This window comes from Stenotrophomonas humi (assembly GCF_001431415.1).
Classification (GTDB): domain Bacteria; phylum Pseudomonadota; class Gammaproteobacteria; order Xanthomonadales; family Xanthomonadaceae; genus Stenotrophomonas; species Stenotrophomonas humi.
This window is the reverse complement of the sequence record NZ_LDJI01000011.1, coordinates 73919-91359: the sequence shown is the minus strand read 5'-3', so window position 1 is coordinate 91359 and position 17441 is coordinate 73919. Positions and strand designations below refer to the sequence as shown.

Here is a 17441-nt window from a genome sequence, read left to right as displayed (position 1 = left end):
CTGTACCCGGTCCTGGAAAAATCAGAGGTTGATGCCGGCCTGTGCCTGGCCGTCACGCACGAACGGGAACTTCACCACACGCACCGGCACTTCCTTGCCACGGATGTCCACGCGCACGTCGCTCACCTCGCCCGCCGGCACGCGTGCGAAGGCGATGGCCTTGCCCAACGTCGGCGAGAAAGTACCCGACAGGATTTCACCTTCGCCATTGGCGGTGAGCACCTTCTGGCCGTGGCGCAGCACGCCCTTGTCGTCCATCACCACGCCGATCATCTGGCGGGCGTTGCCGCCGGCCTTCTGCGCTTCCAGCACCGGGCGACCGATGAAGTCGCGCCCTTCGTCGAGCGTCACCGTCCAGGACAGTGCGGCTTCGTAAGGGCTGACGGCTTCGTCCATATCCTGGCCGTAAAGATTCATGCCGGCCTCCAGGCGCAGCGTGTCGCGTGCGCCCAGGCCGGCCGGCTTCACGCCTGCAGCCAGCAATGCGTTCCAGAAAGCGACAACCGCATCCTGCGGCAGCAGCACTTCATAGCCATCCTCACCGGTGTAGCCGGTACGCGCGACAAACAGCGACACGCCGTCGGCGGAGGTGACATCCAGTGCGGCGAAGCGGCTCAGCTTGTCCAGCGCGGCGCGGTCGGATTCGGCGACCAGGCCGGCGACCAGCGCGCGGGCCTGCGGCCCCTGCACGGCGATGATGGCCAGGTCTTCGCGTTCGACAACCTCAACGTCGAACGCTGCGGCGTGCTGGCGGATCCACGCCAGGTCCTTCTCGCGGGTGGAGGCGTTGACCACCATGCGGAAGAAGTCCTCGGCCAGGAAGTACACGATCAGGTCGTCGATCACCCCACCCTGCGCATTGAGCATGCAGGAGTACAGCGCCTTGCCGGTGACCTTGACCTTGTCGATGGAGTTGGCCAGCAGGTGGCGCAGGAACTCGCGGGTACGCGCGCCCTTCAGGTCGACCACGGTCATGTGGCTGACGTCGAACATGCCTGCGGCGTTGCGCACCAGGTGATGCTCATCGATCTGCGAACCGTAGTGGATCGGCATGTCCCAACCGCCGAAGTCGACCATCTTGGCGCCGAGCGAGCGGTGGGTTTCGTTGAGCAGGGTTTTCAGGGTCATGGCCGTTCCACTAAAAAGGGTGCGCCATTATCCCAGATGGTTACCGGTAAAACCTGCGGCACCGCCACATGGGGGTGCCGCAGACCGGTCAGACCTGCTGGACTTTCAAGGTCATGCCATCCACCGCGACCACCCGCACGCGGATGCCGCTGGGCAGATCCGGGCCGGCAACCACCCAGAAGGCATCATCGATTTTCGCACGCCCGATGCCATCGGCGATGGCCTGTTCAAGCACCACCACGCGGCCCACCAGCTGCTCGGCGCGGCGGTTGAGCAGCGGCTGCTCGCTTTGACGCCCGCGCTTGCGGAACCAGGTGCGGTAAATCTGGATGGAAACAAAACTCAGCACCACGAACAGGATGACCTGCAGCAGCACCGTCATGCCTTCAAATGCCCACACGGTCAGGAACACCGCCGCAGCCGCAAAGCCCATCCACAGCATGAATGCGCCAGGGGCCAATGCCTCGGCGGCGAACAGAGTGACCGCCAATGCGGCCCAGATCACGACTTCCCAGCGCATGACTCAGCGCTCCAGAGGCGGCGGGTTGCCGCGCGACGCGGCGGGTCTGCGCTCTTCCTGCTTGGCGAATGCCTCCTTGGCCAACTCGGCGACACCGGCAATGGAACTGATCACGCCGGTGGCTTCCATCGGCATCAGCACCAGCTTCTGGTTGGGCGAGGTGGCCAGCTTGCCGAAGGCTTCCACATACTTCTGTGCGATGAAGTAATTGATCGCCTGTACGTCGCCCTGTGCGATGGCCTGGGAAACCAGCGTCGTGGCTTTGGCCTCGGCTTCGGCCTGGCGCTCACGCGCTTCGGCGTCGCGGAACGCGGCTTCCTTGCGGCCTTCGGCGTCCAGTACCACGGCCTGCTTTTCACCCTCCGCACGCAGGATCGCAGCCTGACGCAGACCTTCGGCCTCCAGGATCTGTGCGCGCTTCTCGCGCTCGGCCTTCATCTGCCGCGCCATGGAATCGACCAGGTCACGCGGCGGCTGGATGTCGCGGATCTCGATGCGGGTGACCTTGACGCCCCACGGGTTGGTCGCCTGGTCGACCACGTTGAGCAGCTGCGCGTTGATGGTTTCGCGCTGGCTCAGCGATGCATCCAGGTCCATCGAGCCGATCACGGTGCGGATGTTGGTCTGCACCAGCGCGATCATCGCCACTTCCAGATGGGCAACCTCATAGGCGGCCTTGGCCGCGTCCAGCACCTGGAAGAACACCACGCCGTCCACCCGCACCACCGCGTTGTCCTTGGTGATGACGTCCTGGCTGGGGACGTCCAGCACCTGTTCCATCATGTTGATCTTGCGGCCCACGCCGTACACGACCGGAATCAGGAAGTGCAGGCCGGGGGTCATCGTGTGCGTGTACTTGCCGAAGCGCTCCACGGTCCACTCATACCCCTGCGGCACCATCCGTACCGTCTTGAACAGGATGATGATGCCCGCCACAACCACGACCAATGCCAGAACACCTGCGCCGCCGCTCATATGCCCGCTCCACCCGGTGATGTTGGCCCGAGTATAGCCATCCGCCGGATGCGGCGATTCGCCTCACTGCCCATTGCGAAGCGGCTGGTATTCATCAAGGACAAGCCGCAACCGATTGGCACACCCGGCGAACGGCCATGCCCGGAGCATCCTGCACCGTGCGACCTGCAGGCGGGTACACGGCCCGCGCACGTTCAATGTCCGGCGCCGCTCCCCGGAGGGAATGGCGCCTGCCCCGACCAGGGCATGGGAACTAGATCGCCACCCGTCCACGCAGGATGTCGAGGAACATCACCCAGTCGCCCACGAATGAATAGAAGGGATGGCTGAAGGTGGCCGGACGGTTCTTCTCGAAGAAGAAATGGCCCACCCAGGCGAAGCCATAACCGCACAACAGCGCCGCCAGCACCCAGCCACCGCTGCCTTGCCAGAGCGCCATTGCCAGGCACCCGAGCACGCCCCAGCTGCCGATGAAATGCAGCCGGCGGCATATCGTGTTGCGGTGCTCCTGCAGGTAGTACGGATAGAACTCACCGAAGCTGCTGAAACGCGACATGGGCTGCTCCCGGTATCCCAGCGGGAGGATACGACCTTCAGTTGCTGCGCGGCGCGAACATGATCACCGCCATCCCCAACAGACACAGGCCTCCGCCCAGCAGGTCCCAGCGCGAGGGCTTGACCGAATCCACCAGCCACAACCACAACAGCGCCACGCAGACATAGACGCCGCCATAAGCGGCATAGACCCGACCGGTCGCGGTGGGATGCAACGTCAGCAGCCAAGCGAACAGCGCCAGGCTCGCCGCCGCCGGTACCAGCAGCCACGGGCTGCCCTGCTTGCGCAGCCACAGCCACGGCAGATAACAGCCGATGATTTCAGCCAGCGCGGTCAGCATGAACAGCAGCGCGGTTTTCATGGGGCGCCCGTTTTCTCGTCCCGCTTGACGGACAGCCACAACGCTTCCTGCTGCTCCAGCGTCATTGCTTTCATCTCACTGCCCTGCGTGGCGGCCAGGGCTTCCATCGCGCGGAACCGGCGCTCGAACTTGAGGTTGGCGTGGCGCAGGGCGGTGCCGACATCGACCTTGGCGTGACGGGCCAGATTGGCGCAGACGAACAACACGTCGCCAAGTTCTTCCTGCAGCCGCGCCTGGTTGTCGGCCACCGGACCGGCTTCGAACTCGGCCTGCACTTCGTCGATTTCCTCGCGCAGCTTTTCCAGCACCGGCACGGCATCGGGCCAATCGAAACCGGTGCGCGCAGCACGCGACTGCAGCTTGGTAGCGCGCTGCCATTCCGGCAGGCCGCGCGCGATGCCAGCCAACGCGGAGGTGTCCTGCTCGCCCTTGGCCGTGCGCTCCGCACGCTTGATCTGTTCCCAATTGGTCAAGACCTCAGCCGCATCACCGGCCTTGGCATCGCCAAAGATATGCGGATGGCGGCGAATCATCTTGTGGTTGATCGATGCCACCACGTCGCCGAAATCAAAGGCGCCCTGCTCGCTGGCCATCTGTGCATGGAACACCACCTGCAGCAGCAGGTCGCCCAGCTCGTCCTTGAGGTCGACCAGGTCGTTGCGGTCGATCGCATCGGCCACTTCGTAGGCCTCTTCCACCGTGTACGGGGCGATGCTGGCGAAGTCCTGCTCCAGGTCCCAGGGGCAACCATCGCGTGGGTCACGCAGGCGCGCCATGATCTTCAACAGCGACTGGATATCGTTCAATTCGGACATGTCACCTCACCCTCATCAGCAATGCGCCGGCGGATGCCGGCGCGTTCAACATCCACTCTTCCCGGCAATCGGGCTTACAGCCCGGCCACCCAGTCCTGCCACGGCAACGTCGCATCGCCCAGCGCGACGAAATCGCCGTTGAGCAGACGCGATCGCTGGTTGTACTGGAACGGCAAACCACTGTCGGCCGCCAGCAGCACACCACCGGCGGCTTCGAGCACGCACTGGCCTGCGGCGGTGTCCCATTCACTGGTCGGCCCCAACCGCGGATACACATCCAGCGTGCCCTCTGCGATGCGGCAGAACTTCAGCGACGAGCCCTGTGCGATCAATTCAATCTCGCCCATCCGCGACAGCAGGGTCTGGGTGCGCTCGCTGCGGTGCGAGCGGCTGGCCGCGACCCGCAAAGGCACCGCAGGCGGTACGCGGGTGCTGATCACGTCCTGCTGCTGACCCTCGCGACGGTATGCCGCAACACCGCGCTCGGCATGCCAGACCAACCCGGTGACCGGCGCCTGCACCACGCCGAACACCGGCGCGCCGCCATCGATCAGCGCGATGTTCACGCTGAACTCGCCATTGCGCTTGATGAATTCGCGGGTACCGTCGAGCGGGTCGACCAGCCAGTAACGCGACCACTGACGACGGGTTTCCCACGCCACCTGTGCGGATTCTTCGGACAGCACCGGAATATCCGGGGTCAGCTGCGACAGGCCCTGCACGATCAGCCGGTGCGCGGCCAGATCGGCCGTGGTCACCGGGCTGTCGTCGGCCTTGTGTTCAACATCGAAGCCGCTGGCGTAGACCTGCATGATCGCCGCGCCGGCCTGCTCGGCAATCTCGATCACGCGCTCGCGTACTGTCGCATCCAGGCCGCTCACCGCTGGCTCCCCAGCCACTCGCGGGCAATGAACAGTGCCGCCAGTGAACGGCCTTCGGAGAAATCTTCGCGCAGCATCAGCTTGTCCAGGTCAGCCAGCTTCCACGGCACCACTTCCAGCTCCTCCGGTTCGTCACCGGGCAGGCGCTCGGGATACAGGTCGCGGGCCACCACCAGCCACGACTGGTGGCTCATGTAAGTCGGCGCCAGGGTCAGGCTGCGCAGCACATCCAGCTTGCGCGAGCCGTAACCGGCCTCCTCCTTCAGCTCCCGATCGGCGGCCTGCAGCGGATTCTCACCGGCATCGATGCGTCCTTTCACCAGGCCCAGCTCATAACGATGCAGGCCGGCAGCGTATTCGCGCACCAGCAGCACGGTTTCGTCATCGAGCATCGGCACCACCACCACCGCACCGTGCCCGCCACTGACCAGGCGCTGGAAGTGGCGGCGTTCACCGTTGGAAAACTCCAGATCCAGCTGCTCCTGACGGAACGGACCGATGTGTTCTTCCACGACTTTGTGGATCAACGGCAGCCGGCGGGTCATGCATCGCCCCCGGCAAGAATGCAGACGACCGATAGAATGCGCATTGGCTGATACGTTCTCATGAGCCTGAAATGCTAGCAGACCCGGCCCACCCACAGCCGCCCCGCCCTACCGAGACCTCCACATGCGCCTGACCCGTTGCCCCATCGAACTGCCGCTCAGCGTGGGCCAGACCCTGCCGTTGCCGGAAGAAGCGGCCAACCATCTGGTGCGGGTGATGCGCCTGCGCGAAGGCGATGGCTGTGTGCTGTTCAACGGCGATGGCCACGATTACAGCGCTACCCTCGCCGGTATCAGCAAGCGTGAAGCGCTGGTACATATCGACAGTGCACAAGCCGTGGACAACGAATCGCCGCTGGCGATCACGCTGCTGCAGGGCATCGCACGCGGCGAGAAGATGGACCTGATCCTGCAGAAGGCCACCGAGCTGGGCGTCACCGCCATCATCCCGGTCAACGCCGAGCGTACCGAGGTCAAACTGGACGCCGTCCGCGCCGAGAAGCGTATCGCGCATTGGCGCAACGTGGTCGGATCGGCCTGCGGCCAATCTGGTCGTGCCCGGATTCCGGCCATCAGCCCTCCGCAATCGCTGGCGGCTGCAACGGCAAGCTTGCCGGACCAGACCCTGCGACTGACGCTGGATCCGCTGGGCGAACATCGACTGGCGTCATTGCCTGCGGCACCGGTCAATGGCGTGGTGATTGCCATCGGTCCGGAGGGTGGCTGGTCACCACGTGATCGCCAGCAGCTGGCCGAGGCAGGCTTCCAGGGCCTGCAGCTGGGCCCGCGCATCCTGCGCACGGAAACCGCTGGCCTGGCCGCGGTGGCGGCGCTGCAGGCGCGGCTGGGGGACTTGTAGGTTGTGCGAGGCGAGCGCTCCGGGGTTTCGCGCCCGGAGCCGTTTGATCAGCGACGAGTGTGAGCCCGGCGGGTCACGCGCCCGAGCCAAAAGGCCAGGGCTGCCTGCGGGGATCCCGCGTTCAATTCAAAGGCATTGAACGAGCGATGCCGCTGGCAAGACCGTTTGTCGCGGCCTGCCTGGCAGGCCGGATCGGGGGAGCCTGCAGCGGCCCGAAGCGGACCGATGGGCCGTGATCAGGCCGCGGCAGCCAAGGCGCTGACTACCGCGCTTTCAATCGCATCCAGATCGGGTAGCAGTGCACTCTGCTCACCCAGCAGCACACGCATGTGTACGCCGGCCGGCAGGCTTTCTTCCGATGCGTCGGCCAGCAGGCCGTCGCGCGGCACTGCGATCAACTGCGGGAAGGTCTGCGTCAGCAACGCGAAGTACGGCAGGTCCGGGTTTCCACCCAGCGCCTTGAGCACCACCACCTTGTTGTTGGTGGTCACCGTCTCGTGGCCATGGCCGCTCAAACCGGCGTAGGACAGCAGCGGCACGCTCCAGCCGTGCCAGGCGATCTGTCCGATCAACCAGTGCGGGGCATTGGCGATGGGCTCGACCGGCACGCGCGACATCATTTCAGCCACGGTGGCATTGGGTAGCAACACGCGCTCGTTGCCGGACTGGATCAGGACGCCGCGTACTTCGTCATTGTTTGCATAACTCATCGTCTGTTCCTTGATCGCGGCGGTATCAGCCGGCGCAGTGCACGGCCAATTCCGCTGCCAGGTATTCCGGATCGCCGGCCGTCATTTCCGCCACGGCCAACTGGCTGGCGGCAGCGGGGTCGTAGCAACCCTCACCAATCTGCCCGGCCACCCAGCCACCCTTGCCGGCGAACGCAAGCACCTGCGGCACCAGGGCCGCGTCGGCGCCGCTGAGCATCAGCACCGCGCTGCGTGCAGGCGGCATCACCGATAGCAGATCATTCTGGTCGGCACTGAAACTCAGACCCGCACCCGACAGTTCCAGGCCAATCGCGTCCGGCAGGATGTAAACGTTGCCTGCAAGCAGCGGCTGGCCCGGATCGGCCAATGCCACCGGCAATACCGTTGCCCGCGCCATCTGCTTGACCAGGTTGGCGTAGCGGCCGCCGTCCAGGCGCAGTTGCACCAGCACCGGGCGCTGGAAGTCTTCCGGCAGCCCCGCCAGCACGCGGCGTACCGCATCGGGGCCACCGATCCCGGCAAGCAGCAGTACCGCACCGTTCACGTCGTCGGCGCCCGCCTCGATGTCCACCAGCGAAAGATCGCTGTTAAGCAGACTGGCCAGCACCGGCGCCTGTTCTTTCTTCGCGTCCACTGCGACCGGCTCAACGGCGTAGCCGTCATCTTCCAGCAGCGACCAGCTGTGGAAATCGCCGGCGGACTTCGGCAGCGCGGTGTCGGCGTCGACCACGGTGGTGTCCAGCGGCGGCAACGGTGGCGGAACCGCGCTGCTGCGCGTAGCCGGCTCCTGCACAGGCGCGGCAACCGCTACGGGCGCCGCGATCAACTGCTCGAAATCCAGTACTTCGGGGCGATCTTCCGTTGCCACCGGCGTCGGTTGATGCGCATCCGGCTGCCAATCGCCAAGTATGGCGGCGGCTTGTTCCAGCTCGAAGTTCAACGCGGCATCGCGCTGCGGTTCGGGTGCCTGTTGCCATGCCGATTCCGCCGCGAACGGTGCGGCACTGGTGGCTTCGACCTGCTCACTCTCCGAACCCGGCGGCAGCACGTTGTGGTGGCCCTGCAACTTGGCCGCCAGATGGCGGATCCAGCGCTGCGCTTCCCAGCCTTCACGACGCGCGGCCAGCTCGGCTTCCTCGAACATCAGGCTCAGGTGCGGCGCCTCCAGAACGGTTTCCAGACGCTCCAATGCGTCCTCCACCGCCGGCTCCAATGCCACCAGCACCACCTGCGGTGCAGCGGCGTCGAACGCTGCGGCATCCAGCTCGTTGGGATCTTCTTCCAGCACGATGCGACCGCCGGCAGCGGCCACCGCTTCGCGCAGGCGATCACGGGCCGCGCCGATGCGGGCCAGCAGTGCTACCGGCTTGGCCGAATCATCAGTCGCGTACACGTGCAATCCCCAGCAGGTCATAAACATTGCGCATCAGATCCAGCTCCTGATACGGCTTGCCGAGGTAGCGTTGCACGCCAATCTCGAAGGCACGCTGGCGATGCTTGTCGCCACTGCGTGAGGTGATCATCACGATCGGCACGCCCTTGTAACGCGCATCGGCACGCATCGCCGTGGCCAGCTCATAGCCGTCCATGCGTGGCATTTCGATGTCCAGCAGCATCAGGTCGGGGACGCGCTCTTCCAGCTGCTCCAGTGCCTCGATGCCGTCGCGCGCAACCACGACTTCAAAGTTGTGTCGCTCCAGCACGCGGCCGGTGACCTTGCGCATCGTCAGCGAGTCGTCCACCACCATCACCAGCGGTACATGACGCTGCTGTGCGACGACGGCGGTTTCCACCGGCTGCTGCGGCTGTGCCAGGTGACGACGCACCAGCGGCGCAACGTCCAGGATCACCACCACGTTGCCTTCGCCGGTGATGGTCGCACCGTAGATACCCGGCACCGAAGCCAGCTGCAGGCCCACCGGCTTGACCACGATTTCGCGGTTGCCCAGCACCTGGTCGATGGCCACGGCCGCACGCAGGTCGCCCGAACGTACCAGCAGCAGCGGGATCTCCGCCTGGCCTTCCGCCTTGGCGGCGGCATGGCCGACCAATGCACCGAGGTTGTACAGGGTGAAGTCTTCGCCGTTGTAGTGGTACCCGCCCTGCCCGGCGTCAAAACGCTCGCGGGAGATGCGGCCGATACCGCTGACCGAGGCCACCGGTACCGCGTAGGTGGTTTCGCCGATGCGCACGAACACCGCCTGGGTGACCGCCAGCGTCTGCGGCAGGCGCAGCGTGAACGTGGCGCCCTGGCCGCGTACCGAGTGGATGTCCACCGAGCCGCCCAGCTGGCGGACCTCGTTGCGCACCACGTCCATGCCCACACCACGGCCAGCCAACTGGCTGACCTGTTCGCTGGTGCTGAAACCCGAGGCAAAGATCATTTGATCCAGCTGGGCGTCGTCCAGTTCTTCATTGGCGGCCAGCAAGCCACGCTGTTCGGCGCGGCGACGGATCGCCTCGCGGTCCAGTCCGGCACCGTCGTCACCGACTTCCAGCACGATTTCCGAACCTTCCCGGCGCAGACGCAGGGTGATCTCGCCCTCTTCCGGCTTGCCCGCTTCGGCACGCGCAACCGGCTGCTCCAGGCCATGGGCCACGGAGTTGCGCAGCATGTGTTCCAGTGGCGCGACCATGCGATCGAGCACGTTGCGATCCAATTCGCCGTGGGTGCCTTCCAGCTTCAGGTGGACCTGCTTTTCGGTTTCCTGCGCGGCCTGGCGCACCACACGACGCAGGCGCGGCACCAAGCCATCGAACGGCACCATGCGCGCACGCATCAGGCCGTCCTGCAGTTCCGAGCTGACGCGCGACTGCTGTTGCAGCAGCACGTCGTAGTTGCGGGACAGATCGTCCAGCACGCCCTGCAGACCGCCCAAGTCGGCTGCCGATTCGTTCAGCGCACGGCTGAGCTGCTGCAGCGTGGAGAAGCGGTCCAGCTCCAGCGGATCGAAGGTCTGGTCGGCCTGTTCATGCTCGCGGCGATAGCGGGCCACGATCTGCGCTTCGGTTTCCAGATCCAGACGACGCAGCTGGTCGCGCAGACGCGCATTGGTACGGTCCAGCTCGGCCATGGCGCCGCGGAAGGCACCCAACTGCTGTTCCAGACGCGAGCGGTAGATCGCCACTTCACCGGCGTGGTTGACCAGGCTGTCGAGCAGATCGGCGCGCACGCGCACCTGTTCCTGCCCGCGCGGTGCGCCATCTTCTTCGCTTGCCTGCTCTTCGGCCAACGGTGCCGACAATGGTTCGTTGACAGCCACCGGCTGCGGTACCACCGCGATCGGCGGCTTCGCGATATTGAGCGATGCGGCGTTGACCACGGCAACAGCTACCGGCGCGGCGGCCGCTTCTGCACGGCCCTCGGTACGCGCTTCAAAGGCTTCCAGCAGGTCGGTCGGCATCTGCACAGCGCGGTGCTCGCCGGTACGGGTCAGCAGCTGGTGCAGGCGGTCGAAACCACGCTCCAGCAGCTGTACGTCGCTGCGCGCCATCTCGGTACGGTTGGCGGCAACGGCTTCCAGCAGCGACTCGATGCTGTGGCCAAGGTCGCCGATGGCATTGATGCCGGCCATGCGCGCGCCACCCTTGAGGGTGTGCAGATCACGCTGCAGACCAGCGAGCGCTTCACGATCTTCCGGCGCGTTGCGCAGTTCGCTGACCAGACCATCGCAATGGTCGAGCAGATCCTTGCCTTCCTCGACAAAGATGTCGATCAGCTCGCGATCCAGCTCGCTGAAGTCCAGCGGACCAGCATCGAACTGGGCGACCAGCGGAATGGCGACCGGCGCGGCGGCATCTTCCGGCAGTGGCGCGGTGAGCGGTGCCAGCGCGATCCTGGCCGGTTCCGACGGCAGTTCATCGGTGGCATCCGCCACCTGCTGCTCCTCGGCTTCGGCGTTGCCTTCGACCACGGCCACTTCGACCGTAGCTTCCTCGACGATGTTGTCACCCTCTTCGGCGGGCACCTGGACGTCGAGGGCTTCCGGTGCTTCCGCCGCCTCGGTGACTTCCACCGGAGTGATTTCCAGCGACGCCGGCTCTTCTTCGATGGCGTCGACCACGGCCGGCGCAAGGATGGCGTCATCCAGCTCATCGGCACTGCCGCTGACTTCATTGGAAGCTGCGTTGGAGGTTTCGGTTTCGGTTTCGGTTTCGACAGCAACGTCAGCTGCTTCGGCGATCTCGACCGTAACGGCTTCCTCTTCCACGGCAGCAGTGTCAACGACGTCTTCGCCGGCAACGGCCAACTCGACTTCAGTCGTATCAACAGCGCCTTCTACGCTGTCGTCCGTTGCACGAAGGTATGCCGCCGCATCCGATTCCGGCTCAACCACCAGGTTGTCGTTGGCTGCATCCTCGGCGCCAGTGAAAGCGGCCGAGCTCGGCTCCACTTCTTCCAGCACAGCGTCGGCGAGGCTGATTTCTTCAACTGCAATTCCATCGCCCAGCGGTGCAGACGCAAGCAGCTCCTCTGCTGCGACGCCTTCGCTCACGCCCTCTGCTTCGGCTTCGGCTTCGGCCACATCGGACGCACCAAGATCGCTGAAATCCAACACATCGCTCTGCAGCGACTCAGCCGGTGCCTCGACGAACGACAGTTCGGCCGCCGCAATGGCGGCATCATCGTGCTGCGCGGCAGCCGGGCGCACGGGTTCGGCCAGGAACGAAGGCAGTTCGCCGAGGGTGCCATCCAGCAATGTCGGGTCAAAGTAGGCCGACAGGTCTTCCACGCCCTCCAGCTCGGCCTTGGATGCTTGTCCAGCCGCACCCTGCTCGACGACGGGTTCGCTCTCGAACGTGGATTCGCCATCGTCAAATGCGAGCTCCTCGTCCATCGCCATCGGCGGCCACTTGGCATCAGGCAGCGCATCGGCCAGTGCCTGCAGGCGCTCGGCAACGCCCGGGAACGCGGGAATACGCGGCGACGGATCACGCAACGCGGTGATGGTGGTCGCCACCGCCGTCGCCATCTGCGCCAGTGCGTCCACGCCGCTGCCAGCCGGGGTAATGCCTGCAGCCAGCGAACGCTTCACGAACGACTCGGCCGGGGTCGTGATGCCGGTGATCACCGGCACGTCGGTCATCGCGAATGCGCCGCTCATGGTGTGCACGGCACGCAACAGGTCTTCCGACACCGGTTGCGGCTGCAGCTGCGACTGTGCCAACCAGTGGTTCACCGTTTCCAGGTGAACCCCGATTTCGGCTTCCAGGATTTCACGCAGCACGCTGTCCACCGACGCCGGCATACCTTCGCCGTCGTCAGCGATCTGCGGCGCTACCTCAAACACGTGCTCGTCTACAGCTGCATGAGCCGCCGGCGCGCCGACAATGTGGAAGGCTTCCTCGCCTGCGGCAATCCGCTCGGCGACGTCCTGCATGGCGATCAGGTCCGACTGGATGGTGCCACTGCCGCGCAAGGCGGCATTGAGCTCGGGCAGCACGTCGTAGGCCTGGTTGACCATGGCAACCACGGCCGGGCTGGCCGGACGGGTACCTTCGAGCACGCGGTTGAGCATGCTCTCGATTTTCCAGCTGAACTCACCCAGAGTGCGGGCGCCCACCAGGCGGCCACTGCCCTTGAGCGTATGGAACACGCGGCGTACCGGGCGCAGGCGCTCGGCATTACCCGGCGCAGCGCGCCATGCCGGCAACAGGTTGCCCAGGTTCACCAGTTCTTCGTCGAATTCTTCAATGAAGACTTCACGGATGTCCTGGTCGATGGCATCACCGTTGTCTATGAAACCACCTTCCAGCTGATGCGTGGCGGCGCCGGCAAACGGTGTTGCGGTGATGCTTGCAGCCTGTGCCATTGCGACTTCGGCTACCGGCTCGACAACGTCCGCAGTGGCGGCGAAGCCATCGAACGATTCGGAAGCCGCATTGAGCTCGGCCATGAATGCGGCCGTCTGGGCGTCGACTTCGGCTTCCACAGCGACGGCCGGTACATCGGCTTCGACACTGCGGCTGTCGTCGATCGTCCGCTCCTGCGGTTCCAGCTCGGCATCGGCCAGCGGTGCGGTGTCCAGCTGCCAATCCAGTGGTGCTTCAACCACCGTGGCATCTGCAACCGGGGCTTCCAGCACCGGCTCGAAGAAGGCGTCGGCAGCTTCCAGATCAAAGTTGTACGCAGGCGCGACCGACAGCGACACGGCAGCCGGTGCGTCTTCCACGTCCAGTTCCAGCAGGCTGCTGTCGAACGTGTAGACATCGGCAGCCGCTGCAGGCGTGGCGTCCAGCTCTGCTGCAATGGGATCAAAGGCAAGCGGTTCGAGCGGCGTGACCGTGCTCGCATCGGCGAGCTCGAAGCCTTCCAGCGCGAGGGGAGCCAGCGTGTAGCCGGTGTCGTCATTTGCCGAAGCATCTTCGGCAGCGACCGGGTCGAACAGTTGCGATTCGGCCGCCACTTCCGGTGTGCTTGCAGGCACAACGGACACCGGTTTGGCATTGATCGCGGCAGCGAACACCAGTGGAACGCCGGCCTCCGTCGCTGTCTGCACATCGGCCAGCGAAGGCAACGGCGGCGGTACCACGGGTGCTCCGGCGGGGGACGACTCCGGCGCTTCCGCCACAATCGGGGATTCCTGCGGTGTGCGCGTCTCGTCCGCACCCTCCCCCGTGACGGTTGCCCAAGGTGAGGCAACCGCGGCCGGCTCCCGCCGTTCCGTGGCCGACGGCAGTGGCCAGTAATGCAGCGCTTCCAGGCTGGTGCGGGTGATGTCGAGAATTTCTTCGCGGCCGGGGCGACGATCGCGCAGCGCTTCCAGGTAGTACTCAAGGCTGGCCATCGCATCGGCCAGAGTGTCGAGCTGGCGACCGCTGGGCACGCGCTGGCGTTCGATCAACTCGGCCTGGATGTAATGGCGCACCGCCTGCAGATAGCCGGCCGGCTCCGGGATTTCCAGCATGCGCAGCGCGCCGCTGACTTCATCCAGCAACCGCGGCACTTCGGCCAGACGCTGGTGATCCCAGTTGGTTTCGATGAATGCCACGAACGATTCGCGCGCGGCGGTGAAATTGGCAATGGCTTCGTGCGCAAGCACTTCCACCGTGCGCCGGGTTTCCACGGTAACGGCATCGTCTTCGCCGCCGGGGTTGGCACCCAGGTGTTCCACCTGGTCGTCCAGTGATGCGTCCACGTACAGCAACGCGCCGGCGATATCCAGCAACAGGCTGTCGTCGATGATGCGCGCGCCGGACACCACGTCGCGCAGTGCATCACGCTGCTGGCCGACGATGCTACGCGCCACGCCCAGCCCCATCACCCCGAGGGTGTCGGCAACCGCGCCCAGCTCACTTACCTGCACCTGCAGATCAGCGGGGTTGCCGCCGGTGCGCACATGTAGATCCAGCGCATCCTTGATGCGCATCAGTTCTTCTTTGACCGCGCTGCCGACCGTGTCGAGCAGTTCGCGGTTGCGGCCGCTCAGGCTGCCGCGCGCGTGCTCCACCTCGTCCGGGGTGGCATTGCTGGCGTCCGGATTGAACGCCAGCAGCACCGCTTCGTTGATGCCTTCAGCACCGCGCGCAGCTCGGATTTCATTGAGCAGCGGCAGCAGCACGATCGGAATGTCGCGGTGGCCGTTCTGCAGGCGTTCCAGGTAGTCGGGCAGCAGCACGGTGCCGCGCAGAAGCGTGCCGCAGGCTTCGTCGCGGTCGGTGACCGCGCCGTCGCGCACGGCATTGGCCAGCTGTTCCAGCTCCTCGGCGACCATCGCCGGGGCGTACAACTCGACCATGCGCAGCGTGCCCTGCACCTGGTGCAGGTAGCCGGCGCAGAAGCGCATGCGGCTGGTGTCGCCGGGGTCTTCCACGAAGTATTCGACCTCGCTGCGCACCTGGCGCAAGGTCTCGTCCAGCTCGGGCTTCACCCAGCCAAGTGCCGCGTGGCTCATGGCATCGCGCAAGGTACTCATTGCATTCCCCTGTACAGCATCAGTCGCATGCCGTCCGGGCGGCCCTGCTTTGCGTTATCACGACACTTCATCTGCTGGTTCCTTTGCATCCCCGCCTGCATCAGCGCGCTCGGCCGATCAGGCCGGCAGCTTGAAGTCGGCCACCGAACGGCGCAGCTCCGCAGCCAGCTGGTTCAGCTGGCCCAGCGAATCGGCGGTCTGCCCGGCACCCTGCGACGTCTGGCCGGTAATCTGCCGGATCACGCCCATCGTCTGGGTGATGTCCGTTGCAGCCGAGGCCTGCTGGTTTGCGGCGATGGAGATGTTTTTAATCAAGTTGTTCAGTGCGTTGGACACGCGCTCGATTTCGGTCAGCGCGGTACCGGCGTCTTCGGCGAGACGTGCGCCAGACACCACTTCGGCGGTGGTCTGTTCCATCGAGGTGACCGCTTCATTGGTATCGGCCTGAATCGCCTGCACCAGGCCTTCGATTCGCCGCGTCGCACCGGAGGTGCGTTCTGCCAGTCGCTGCACTTCGTCGGCCACCACAGCAAAACCACGACCGGCCTCACCGGCCGATGCTGCCTGCACCGCCGCGTTCAACGCCAGAATGTTGGTCTGCTCGGAAATGTCGTTGATCAGTTCCACGATCGAGCCGATTTCCTGCGAGGACTCACCCAGGCGCTTGATGCGCTTTGAGGTTTCCTGGATCTGGTCGCGGATCTGGTCCATGCCCTGAATGGTCTGCCGCACCACGCCGGCACCCTCGGTAGCGATGACCACCGAGCGCTGTGCCACTTCGGCCGACTCGGTGGAGTTGCGCGACACCTGTTCAATGGACGAGGCGATTTCGCCGATGCGCTCCGACGCGCTGGTGATTTCGTCAGCCTGGTGGCCGGCCGCTTCGGCCAGCTGCATGGCGGTTGCCTGGGTTTCCTGCGCTGACACGGCCACCTTGCCGGACATGTCGTTGATGGTGGTCACCAGGTTGCGCAGTTCGTCCACGGCGTAGTTGATAGCGTCGGCGATGGCGCCGGTCATGTCCTCGGTCACCGAGGCCTTCACCGTCAGGTCGCCTTCACCCAGCGAGCTGATTTCGTCCAGCAGCCGCATGATCGCCTGCTGATTGCGGCTGTTGAATTCCACCTGGGTCTGGTAACGCAGTTCCTGTTCGCGCGAGCGGCCGCGCACCGAGCTCCAGACGAAGCCAATGATCGACAGCACCGACAGGCCGCCGAAGATCACGCTCCACCAGAAGTTCGGGAAGATGCGGGTGTCGCGGGCCGAACCGAACGCCGAGAACGCATCGAACAGTTTGCGGCTGCTCTCCAGCATCTTGTCCGAGCCGCTGGTCATTGCCGCTGCCGAAGACTGAGCAGCAAACAGGTTGCGCGAACTGGCCAGGATGGCGTCGGCGTCCTTCTTCATCTTTGCCCACTGGTTGGCCGACTGTTCCAGCGCAACCTGTGCAGCCGCATTGCGCACCGGCGCGATGCCCATTTCTTCGTTGCCCTGGCGCAGGCCTTCAAGCACCTGCGAGAACACCACCATGTCGCGCGCCAGTGCGTCACCGGCGCCGCTTGCGCCTTGGCCGCCTGCGCGAATTTCCGTGACGCGGCGGGCCATGGTGCCGACCACGACCACCTGCTGCAGCCCGTTGTAGACCTGCGAGGCCTGCGCGCCGCCGGCGGTCATCGCTCGCACCACTTCGTTCAACTGCGCCTGCAGCTGCGGCACGGCGCCGACGAAGTTGTCGGCGTTGCCGGCCAGCGCCAGCACCGCCGGCTCACTGGCCACGATCTGCTCGGCGTTCTTGGACAGCGGCTTCCAGGTCTCGACCAGATCACGCAGCGGGCCGGACACGCCGTTCTCGTTGCCGAAGCGGCCTTGCAGCTCGCTGACCGTGCTTTCGATCTTGTTGCGGGTGTCCTTGAACGCGTCGTAGCTGGTGCGGCTACCGGCCACGGCCTCTCGGCCCTGGTTGGCCAACTGCTGCGACAGCACCTGCAGGTCGGCCGCACCGGTACTGGCACCGGCCAGACGACTGCCCTGCCAGGTCGCAACGCCGGTATTGGCGCCGAACACGACCATCGAGAGCACCAGCAGGCCCAGCCAGAAATTGGTACCCACATTGCCAAGCTTGCCAGCCCTGGCGCCTTCGGAAGCAGTACTCATCGTTCGACCTCGATATCCAAT

The 17441-nt window shown here is 65.2% G+C and carries 12 protein-coding genes and 1 pseudogene; 1 reads left to right on the top strand and 12 read right to left on the bottom strand.

Annotated features, from left to right (window positions below):
* Window positions 1–21: 21 nt before the first annotated feature.
* The 8 genes and pseudogenes from gcvT to nudE all read right to left on the bottom strand — a co-directional run bounded on the left by gcvT (window position 22) and on the right by nudE (window position 5781).
* A complete protein-coding gene (gcvT, locus tag ABB26_RS05985; RefSeq protein WP_057632770.1) occupies window positions 22–1128 on the bottom strand; it encodes a glycine cleavage system aminomethyltransferase GcvT in 1107 nt (368 codons plus the stop codon).
* Window positions 1129–1216: 88 nt separating this feature from the next.
* Window positions 1217–1648 carry an NfeD family protein gene (locus ABB26_RS05980; protein WP_057632769.1) on the bottom strand — a complete coding sequence of 144 codons (432 nt, stop codon included), beginning with the start codon at window positions 1646–1648 and terminating at the stop codon, window positions 1217–1219.
* A 3-nt stretch (window positions 1649–1651) separates the two neighbouring features.
* On the bottom strand, window positions 1652–2623 hold the full coding sequence (locus ABB26_RS05975; protein WP_057632768.1) for an SPFH domain-containing protein: 972 nt from the start codon (window positions 2621–2623) through the stop codon (window positions 1652–1654).
* Window positions 2624–2876: 253 nt separating this feature from the next.
* A complete protein-coding gene (locus tag ABB26_RS05970) occupies window positions 2877–3179 on the bottom strand; it encodes an Mpo1-like protein (protein WP_057632767.1) in 303 nt (100 codons plus the stop codon).
* 37 nt (window positions 3180–3216) lie between these two features.
* On the bottom strand, window positions 3217–3540 hold the full coding sequence (locus ABB26_RS05965; protein WP_057632766.1) for a YnfA family protein: 324 nt from the start codon (window positions 3538–3540) through the stop codon (window positions 3217–3219).
* A gap of 5 nt (window positions 3541–3545) precedes the next feature.
* Window positions 3546–4355, bottom strand: a pseudogene (mazG, locus tag ABB26_RS05960) (nucleoside triphosphate pyrophosphohydrolase); the annotation flags it as partial.
* A gap of 74 nt (window positions 4356–4429) precedes the next feature.
* Entirely contained in the window at window positions 4430–5236 is an 807-nt protein-coding gene (gene cysQ, locus ABB26_RS05955) for a 3'(2'),5'-bisphosphate nucleotidase CysQ (RefSeq protein WP_057632764.1), read from the bottom strand.
* Entirely contained in the window at window positions 5233–5781 is a 549-nt protein-coding gene (nudE, locus tag ABB26_RS05950; RefSeq protein ID WP_057632763.1) for an ADP compounds hydrolase NudE, read from the bottom strand. The genes cysQ and nudE overlap by 4 nt, the downstream gene beginning before the upstream one ends.
* A 124-nt stretch (window positions 5782–5905) precedes the next feature.
* On the opposite strand from nudE, the gene ABB26_RS05945 reads away from it, so the two are divergent.
* Window positions 5906–6640: a 16S rRNA (uracil(1498)-N(3))-methyltransferase gene (locus ABB26_RS05945; RefSeq protein ID WP_057632762.1), complete on the top strand. Its 735-nt coding sequence runs from the start codon at window positions 5906–5908 to the stop codon at window positions 6638–6640.
* A gap of 236 nt (window positions 6641–6876) precedes the next feature.
* On the opposite strand, the gene ABB26_RS05940 is transcribed toward ABB26_RS05945, so the two are convergent.
* From ABB26_RS05940 to ABB26_RS05925, 4 genes are all read right to left on the bottom strand, one after another.
* The gene (locus ABB26_RS05940; protein ID WP_057632761.1) at window positions 6877–7350 is read right to left on the bottom strand and encodes a chemotaxis protein CheW; all 474 of its coding nucleotides are present in this window, start codon (window positions 7348–7350) and stop codon (window positions 6877–6879) included.
* A 25-nt stretch (window positions 7351–7375) separates the two neighbouring features.
* Window positions 7376–8743, bottom strand: a complete 1368-nt coding sequence (locus tag ABB26_RS05935; RefSeq protein ID WP_057632760.1) for a chemotaxis protein CheB — start codon at window positions 8741–8743, stop codon at window positions 7376–7378.
* Window positions 8730–15266 (bottom strand): hybrid sensor histidine kinase/response regulator, encoded by a 6537-nt coding sequence (locus ABB26_RS05930; protein ID WP_057632759.1) that lies wholly within the window; start codon window positions 15264–15266, stop codon window positions 8730–8732. Before ABB26_RS05930 ends, ABB26_RS05935 begins: the two co-directional genes overlap by 14 nt.
* Before the next feature lie 117 nt (window positions 15267–15383).
* Entirely contained in the window at window positions 15384–17420 is a 2037-nt protein-coding gene (locus ABB26_RS05925) for a methyl-accepting chemotaxis protein (protein WP_057632758.1), read from the bottom strand.
* Between the last annotated feature and the right edge of the window lie 21 nt (window positions 17421–17441).

What these genes read in the sequence shown, in the direction of transcription:
- ABB26_RS05970 (WP_057632767.1), bottom strand. Translation starts at nt 3,179, where the DNA reads ATGTCGCGTTTCAGCAGCTTCGGTGAGTTCTATCCGTACTACCTGCAG.
- nudE (WP_057632763.1), bottom strand. Translation starts at nt 5,781, where the DNA reads ATGACCCGCCGGCTGCCGTTGATCCACAAAGTCGTGGAAGAACACATC.
- ABB26_RS05965 (WP_057632766.1), bottom strand. Translation starts at nt 3,540, where the DNA reads ATGAAAACCGCGCTGCTGTTCATGCTGACCGCGCTGGCTGAAATCATC.
- ABB26_RS05930 (WP_057632759.1), bottom strand. Translation starts at nt 15,266, where the DNA reads ATGAGTACCTTGCGCGATGCCATGAGCCACGCGGCACTTGGCTGGGTG.
- ABB26_RS05945 (WP_057632762.1), top strand. Translation starts at nt 5,906, where the DNA reads ATGCGCCTGACCCGTTGCCCCATCGAACTGCCGCTCAGCGTGGGCCAG.
- gcvT (WP_057632770.1), bottom strand. Translation starts at nt 1,128, where the DNA reads ATGACCCTGAAAACCCTGCTCAACGAAACCCACCGCTCGCTCGGCGCC.
- ABB26_RS05940 (WP_057632761.1), bottom strand. Translation starts at nt 7,350, where the DNA reads ATGAGTTATGCAAACAATGACGAAGTACGCGGCGTCCTGATCCAGTCC.
- ABB26_RS05980 (WP_057632769.1), bottom strand. Translation starts at nt 1,648, where the DNA reads ATGCGCTGGGAAGTCGTGATCTGGGCCGCATTGGCGGTCACTCTGTTC.
- ABB26_RS05925 (WP_057632758.1), bottom strand. Translation starts at nt 17,420, where the DNA reads ATGAGTACTGCTTCCGAAGGCGCCAGGGCTGGCAAGCTTGGCAATGTG.
- ABB26_RS05975 (WP_057632768.1), bottom strand. Translation starts at nt 2,623, where the DNA reads ATGAGCGGCGGCGCAGGTGTTCTGGCATTGGTCGTGGTTGTGGCGGGC.